Raw genomic sequence first — 6,225 nt, 5'->3', positions numbered from 1 at the left:
ATATTAGCTGGAATTGGCACAAGTTTTGCATTAGTAATTTTTGAAATTATCTTTGAAAAGATTTAGTGGAGGTGACATAAGTTCGTAAGAGCCGGAAAGGACAATTTTCGTAAGAGGTAAGGCTAGTTTGCTCTATTTATGACAATTCTTTAAAGGCAGGTGTTTATTGATGTTATTATCAACCTTTGATAATGTGGTTATTGTTTTATTTACCCTGTTCATTGTACTTGTCGGCTATCATTTCTCCAAAGCCGTAAAAGATATGGAGAGTTTTTATCTGGGCAACCGCAGTCTGCCCTGGTCTTTAATTGTGGGCGCTTTGGTAGCTACCTGGTATGGCGGGGTAGGCACGGTGGGAACGGTGGAATATGCTGCTATGTACGGTCTTTCCATCTGGCTCATCTGGTGCGTTACCGCTCATGCCGGCCGGATACCTTTGGCCTTATGGGTTGGCCCTAAGATTCATGTCAGGACCGATATTACCGTACCCGATTTGCTGGAAAGTACCTATGGAAAAGGCGTGGCTGTGTTGGGCGCCATTCTCATGTTTATCTATTGTACTCAGCTGGGGAATGTAACAGCTATGGGCTTTATCGGTAAGGCGGCGTGGGGGATCAGCAATGTAACTGCCGGTGTCATCTGTGTCGGCATAGTGGTAGTGCTGGCAGTACTGGGTGGTTTAATGGGTGTTGCAGTAACCGACATGGTATTATTCTGGTGCATGTGTTTTGGACTGACAATGGTCATGCCCGGTCAGTGGGCCGATATTGGCGGCTGGGCCGGTTTGCAGCAGGCTTTGGCAAGTACGCCTGAATTGTTGGACCCTGTGGGTGGACTTACACCTATGAAAGCTGTTATGCTGTGTGTGCTGGCTTTTGGGGTTTATGCTGACCCGACTTTCTACCAGCGGTTTTCTGCCGCTGATTCGCCGAAGGCAGGCAGACGGGCCTTATTATCCTGCTTTGTCATCTGGATTTGTTTTGATATTGTGTTAACGCTGGCTGGTTTGGTCGTAAAAGCCAAATACCCTGACTTGCTGCCAGGCGAAGGTTATATCAAACTGGTTTTGGAAAGCCTGCCTGAGGGGGTACGTGCCTTATTTATCATTGGCTTGGTTGGCGGGATTGTATCCGCGCTGGATGGCTACTACCTGTCCGGGGGCGCTACTTTGGCCAATGACATTTATGCCAGATTTAAAGGCGATCTTACACAGAAGCAATTGGTTGCCGCGACGCGGGTTGGTATTGTTTGTATTGCTGTATTATCACTGTTGGTTGCTTTTCAGTTTACCACTGCCCAGGACGCCTTTATTTTCGTTGCCAGTCTGTGGATGGCAGCCGGTTTCGTACCGATTGTCGGTGCCTTGGTCTGGCCGGGGCGAAAGACGGTATTGGGCGGCTATATGGGCCTCTTAACCGGCGTTATCGTGTTTTCATATTTTAAAGCATTCCCGCTGGAAGCATTTGAACTGGAACCGCTTATTGCCGCTTTGCCTTTATCGCTGCTCGCCTGGATTATTGGCAACAAGGTCGGTACAACAGTTGTAGAGAAGGAGGCGGCATAATGTCTAAAAAAGATTTGGAAATAAGCTGGTTTGGTATTGACGGGTTTTTGGTTGCGTTATATTTTGTTATGGTTGCCATAATCTTTTATGCCATCACTTCGCAAAACGATTTTATTGTTGGTAAAGTCATACCCTATGGCCTGATGATTACTGTAACCCTTATCTTTCTCAACTACTTGTCGATTGTGTTCAAGTTTAGCAAAAGCAATGGCAAGAATGATAACAACGATCAAAAATTGGGTTAAGGCTGGAGAGGCAGTATATGGACATTAGAGCATTTCCCATTCGAATTGAAAAAGAGGAAGCAGGCCGGATGGCCAAGTCACAGGGTAATTTGCTGAGGAAAATCTTCTGCAGGGGCAAATCTCTGTCCGAAATTAGACTGCATTTTATTGAATGCAAGTTAATTACCTATGAGGTTACCCATAAGCCCAATCTTTTGGACAAATTATTCGCCCGGAAGCCTGGCGTCAAAAAGCAGCTGATTACTATGCTGGCAGATGGCAGCAATAATTCTGTGGCCTGGGTTGATACCATGCCTGGTGTGGTATCTATGACGGATGTGAGCGAGGATCAGGTTCAATATACTGATAAGGATGAAGCATATCTGATTAAAAAGGGCCGCTCGGTTGCTTTGAAGGTTGTGCACCGTCATGCTGGCGGGATCCCTGAGATTGAACAGGTCACGGTCGAGAGTGTATTCAGGCCTTATTGGATTGCCTTTTTCGGAGAAGTCATAGAAGGGAAAAAAGTACATTATTCCCCCATCGCTGCCGATGGCTGCAATGTTCATAAAACCTTTTGATACATGGTGAAAGTAGAGCCATGAGCCTGTGATAAGATTGGCTCATGGCTCCTTGCGGCCTGCATATAGCAAGGGCAATTTGCTATAAAACTAATAGTAGGAGTAGGCCGAATCAGGGAAGTGTGATTAAACGGCAAGAGGGTTGACGGTGTTAATCCTGGCAGCCGCAGGCAGGTTCATAGTGCTGTTATCTGCTTTCTGCAAGTGTTTTTGCGATTAAAGTTTTTATTGATAAAGTTGGAATAGGGTGAGCATTATGGGGAAGGAAAGGCGAGGTTGCTTTTCCCTCTCGCTAGGAGGCAGGTTATGGAGAACAATAGGAATAATGCGAGAGAAGTAGTTCTTGGCAGCCAAGTATCAATTGACGATTTGGTGGCGGTTGCCCGGTTTGGAGCCAAGGTGGAATTCTCTGACGCGTATTGTCAGCGGGTAAACAAATCCAGGGGTTTGGTGGAAAAATGGATTGGCGAGGGCCGGGTGATGTACGGTATTACCACCGGTTTCGGGGCGCTCTGCACACAAGTCATATCACCGGAAGAAACGGCACAATTACAAAAAAATATTGTGTTATCACACGCAACCTCGGTGGGGGATCCTTTATCAATTGAAGAGGTGCGGGCAACCATTTTTATGGTACTGCAAAATGTCGGACAGGGTTTTTGCGGTGCGCGAATGGAAACGGTAGAGCTGTACCGGCAGTTCCTGAATCTTGGTCTTACGCCGTTTGCCCCCAAGGAAGGGTCAGTCGGTTATCTTGGCCCGGAAGCACATATGGCATTAGTCCTGATTGGTGAAGGGCAGGCTTATGTGGCAGGAGAGCTGTTGCCGGCCAGAGAAGCATTGCAGCGGGTTGGGCTTACACCAACAGAGTTGTCGGCTAAGGAAGGCTTAGTTCTGGTTTCCGGGACTACCAGTGTTACCGCGCTTGGTTCCCTTGCTTTATATGACATGTTAAATGCTGCAAAATGCGCAGATATCATCGGAGCGATGACCCTGGAAGTGCTAAAAGGAACTACGCGCGCGTTTGATGACCGGCTGATGAGCGTTCGTCCTCACACAGACCAACGCACCACCGCCGCTAATATAAGAAATATCTTACAGGATTCGGAGATTGCGTCACATTTTCGGGATTACCGCTTGCAGGATGCGTTGTCGATTCGCTGTATACCGCAACTGCATGGTGCTGCTAAAAAAACCCTGAAGGATGCGTTAAAAACCCTTGAGATAGAAATCAATTCCTGTAGTGACAATCCTATTCTCTGGCCTGAGGGGGATGATGGTGAGGCTATCTCCGGCTGTAATGCAGACTCATCTTACGTGGGGATTGAGATGGATTCGGCATGTATTGCCGCCACTGTGCTTGCCAAGATGTCGGAGCGAAGAAATAACCGGCTGGTAGACGGAAATCTCTCTGAATACCCCTGGTTCCTTATTAAAAAGCCTGGTCTTAATTCAGGGCTAATGATACCACAGTACACACAGGCAGGCTTATTGAATGACATGAAGATCCTGTCCCATCCGGCAACAATAGATGGAATACCAACCTGTGGTAATCAGGAAGATTACGTGGCAATGGGCTATAACGCAGCCAAGAAAGCCAGGCAGATTGTCGAGAAACTGGAGTTTATCCTGGCCATAGAACTGTTGTCTGTATATCAGGCACATCAATTCCTGGAAGATGATAAAATGCCGGCGACTGCTGTACAGGCTGTCCTTGAAGAGATCGCTCTTACTGTGCCAATTATGAGTGAGGATATCTTTCTTTACCCTCATATCAATACCATACGAAGCTTAATTCATTCGCAGAAAATAGTTGGTTTGGTTGAAGCAAAAATTGAAATGGCGTTATAAGCGCTACAAGACAGTATTTTGTTGACGGAATTTGAAGAATCAGATAGAATAGTAGTAGAGACAGAGTGAAGTAGTAAAAAGCTAATTGACATTAAGGGTAATAACAAGCTGGTTTGGTGCAGAAGATAATTTGATAGAGTAAAACAGGGACAGAGTGGAATAGTTATTCCAGGCTGTCCCTTATTTTATTGTACTATGTATTTCGTATTAAAGAAGTTTGTCAACACCCCACCCGCCTGCAAAAACTTTAACGCGTTGTATATAGACAACAAACGTACAGGAGGAATTATCAATTGGGAATCAATGAAGATATCTTTTTATTTTCCGGTTATGCCAGGCTGCCTGCGGGTACTACCGCAAGCGAGATGTATAAAGTACTGGCTTTGGTTGTGCTTATTGATATGAAAACCGGTACCATCGTGGACGCAGACTGCACCTTGTCTACGCCAGTCTCAGAACGGTTTTTAGCGCATATCCTGGTGGGGAGTAGTTTAACGAATGGGGTTGAGGAGTTAGCTAAACAGATTAATGCTGTATACCATGGCAGCGCCAAGAAGACAATTATGACTGCCCTGCGGGTGATTTTTGATAAATATTCGACCTTGGCCAAAACCAGGATGACCGATATATCGACATAAAGATTTATAAATGTCCAGATATTTTTTGATAAAGGAGAATTGAGCGTTTACGGCGAATTACTATTAAGCAAGAAGCTATAAAGCTGGGAGGTACTACTATGAAGAAAGATATCCTTGTTCCGTTTGATGGATCAAAGAATGCCATTGAGGCGCTGCATTTGGCTATCACTTTGGCAAAATTGCTGCAGGAAAAGCTTATTATACTAAATGTCCAGCCAAGTTTTCATACCGTTCATACCAAAATGTTTTTTAAAGAAAATACGATTCGTGCATATCAGGAACAGCTTTTTGAGGAGACTTCGGTCCCCGCGAAAAAGATACTGGATGATGCCGGCATAGAATATGAGCTAAGATTACGGGTTGGTGATGCCAAGGAACAGATTTGCCAGGAAGCACTGGCCGGTAATGTGGTGCAACCGGGATGCGCAACAACCGGTGTACGTATGATTATCATGGGATCACGTGGTATGAATCCGGTGCTTGGCGGAGTGCTTGGCAGCGTCAGCTATGGCGTAGTTAACGCCGCTGCTTGTCCGGTTACCATAGTTCCTTATTCTTGTGCTGAATAGTCGTCAATACTCTTAATAGCGAGAAAGACTAAATCAATAGCAGAAACATCACTTTGTTTGACAGAGTAACGAAGCTCTCTAAAGAATAATTTATTCTTTGAGGGCTTTTTTTCTGCAAAATTAGAGCCTTATAAACAATTAATGCTGTTTTGCAGGTATAATAAGTGTTAGGAATCCTGGGGGGAAAACTATGAAGACACTAGTAACTCTTCCTTATCTGAAGAATAAAAAGCTAAAGACAATTATCCTTGTAGCTGCTTTGATTTTACTGCTATTAACCTTAATGAATCTGCTTGTCACATATAACTTGACAAATAATTCGGTAAAAGTGGCTATTGCCAATCAAGGGATCGAAATGGCGAAATCGATTGCAGCTGATCTGGATAGAGAAACCTATAAACGCATTCTAATCGATAAAAAGGTGAACGAAGACTATTGGCAAATCAGCTCATATCTGTATGAGGCCAAAAAGAAGACCAGTGCCATGTATGTCTACACCCTGTTAGTGGATAATCCCGAGGTAAGCAAGGTAATCGTTTATGGCACGACCCCTAATTCACCCCTTCAATTTCCCATAGGTGGTTTATGTACCTTGCCTGAAAGCCAGATCAAACGTGCCCTGCAGGGTGAGCCCTATTATACAGATATTCTGCATGACCCTGAGATGGGGGAGTATTTGTCGGTGGGGGCGCCGATTAAGGATCAGGGTGGACAAATTATCGGGTACTTAGGGATTGATATGAGTGCTGAACTGGTAACGCAAATTAGTAGAGAAGTTGTTACCAACAGCTACTCTAC

At 45.0% G+C, this 6,225-nt stretch carries 6 protein-coding genes and 1 pseudogene; all 7 read left to right on the top strand.

Translation table 11 applies throughout. The features are described from left to right. Window positions 1-169: 169 nt before the first annotated feature. Window positions 170-1,564: a sodium:solute symporter family protein gene (locus VN379_RS09730; RefSeq protein WP_325533239.1), complete on the top strand. Its 1,395-nt coding sequence runs from the start codon at window positions 170-172 to the stop codon at window positions 1,562-1,564. Next, window positions 1,564-1,809, top strand: a complete 246-nt coding sequence (locus VN379_RS09725) for a hypothetical protein (RefSeq protein ID WP_325533237.1) — start codon at window positions 1,564-1,566, stop codon at window positions 1,807-1,809. Before VN379_RS09730 ends, VN379_RS09725 begins: the two co-directional genes overlap by 1 nt. Before the next feature lie 17 nt (window positions 1,810-1,826). Beyond that, window positions 1,827-2,369, top strand: a complete 543-nt coding sequence (locus tag VN379_RS09720) for a hypothetical protein (protein ID WP_325533235.1) — start codon at window positions 1,827-1,829, stop codon at window positions 2,367-2,369. A 306-nt stretch (window positions 2,370-2,675) separates the two neighbouring features. Next, a complete protein-coding gene (locus VN379_RS09715) occupies window positions 2,676-4,220 on the top strand; it encodes an aromatic amino acid ammonia-lyase (RefSeq protein ID WP_325533233.1) in 1,545 nt (514 codons plus the stop codon). 293 nt (window positions 4,221-4,513) lie between these two features. Beyond that, on the top strand, window positions 4,514-4,858 hold the full coding sequence (locus VN379_RS09710; protein WP_325533231.1) for a DUF3870 domain-containing protein: 345 nt from the start codon (window positions 4,514-4,516) through the stop codon (window positions 4,856-4,858). 98 nt (window positions 4,859-4,956) lie between these two features. Next, window positions 4,957-5,427 (top strand): universal stress protein, encoded by a 471-nt coding sequence (locus VN379_RS09705; protein ID WP_325533229.1) that lies wholly within the window; start codon window positions 4,957-4,959, stop codon window positions 5,425-5,427. A 190-nt stretch (window positions 5,428-5,617) separates the two neighbouring features. Then, window positions 5,618-6,225 (top strand): annotated as a pseudogene (locus tag VN379_RS09700) (histidine kinase); the annotation flags it as partial.

The organism is Sporomusa sp., from assembly GCF_035561255.1.
Classification (GTDB): Bacteria; Bacillota; Negativicutes; order Sporomusales; family Sporomusaceae; genus Sporomusa.
Note: the sequence above shows the minus strand (reverse complement) of the source record. Positions and strands in the feature narration are given on the sequence as shown.

What these genes read in the sequence shown, in the direction of transcription:
- VN379_RS09730 (WP_325533239.1), top strand. Translation starts at nt 170, where the DNA reads ATGTTATTATCAACCTTTGATAATGTGGTTATTGTTTTATTTACCCTG.
- VN379_RS09725 (WP_325533237.1), top strand. Translation starts at nt 1,564, where the DNA reads ATGTCTAAAAAAGATTTGGAAATAAGCTGGTTTGGTATTGACGGGTTT.
- VN379_RS09720 (WP_325533235.1), top strand. Translation starts at nt 1,827, where the DNA reads ATGGACATTAGAGCATTTCCCATTCGAATTGAAAAAGAGGAAGCAGGC.
- VN379_RS09715 (WP_325533233.1), top strand. Translation starts at nt 2,676, where the DNA reads ATGGAGAACAATAGGAATAATGCGAGAGAAGTAGTTCTTGGCAGCCAA.
- VN379_RS09705 (WP_325533229.1), top strand. Translation starts at nt 4,957, where the DNA reads ATGAAGAAAGATATCCTTGTTCCGTTTGATGGATCAAAGAATGCCATT.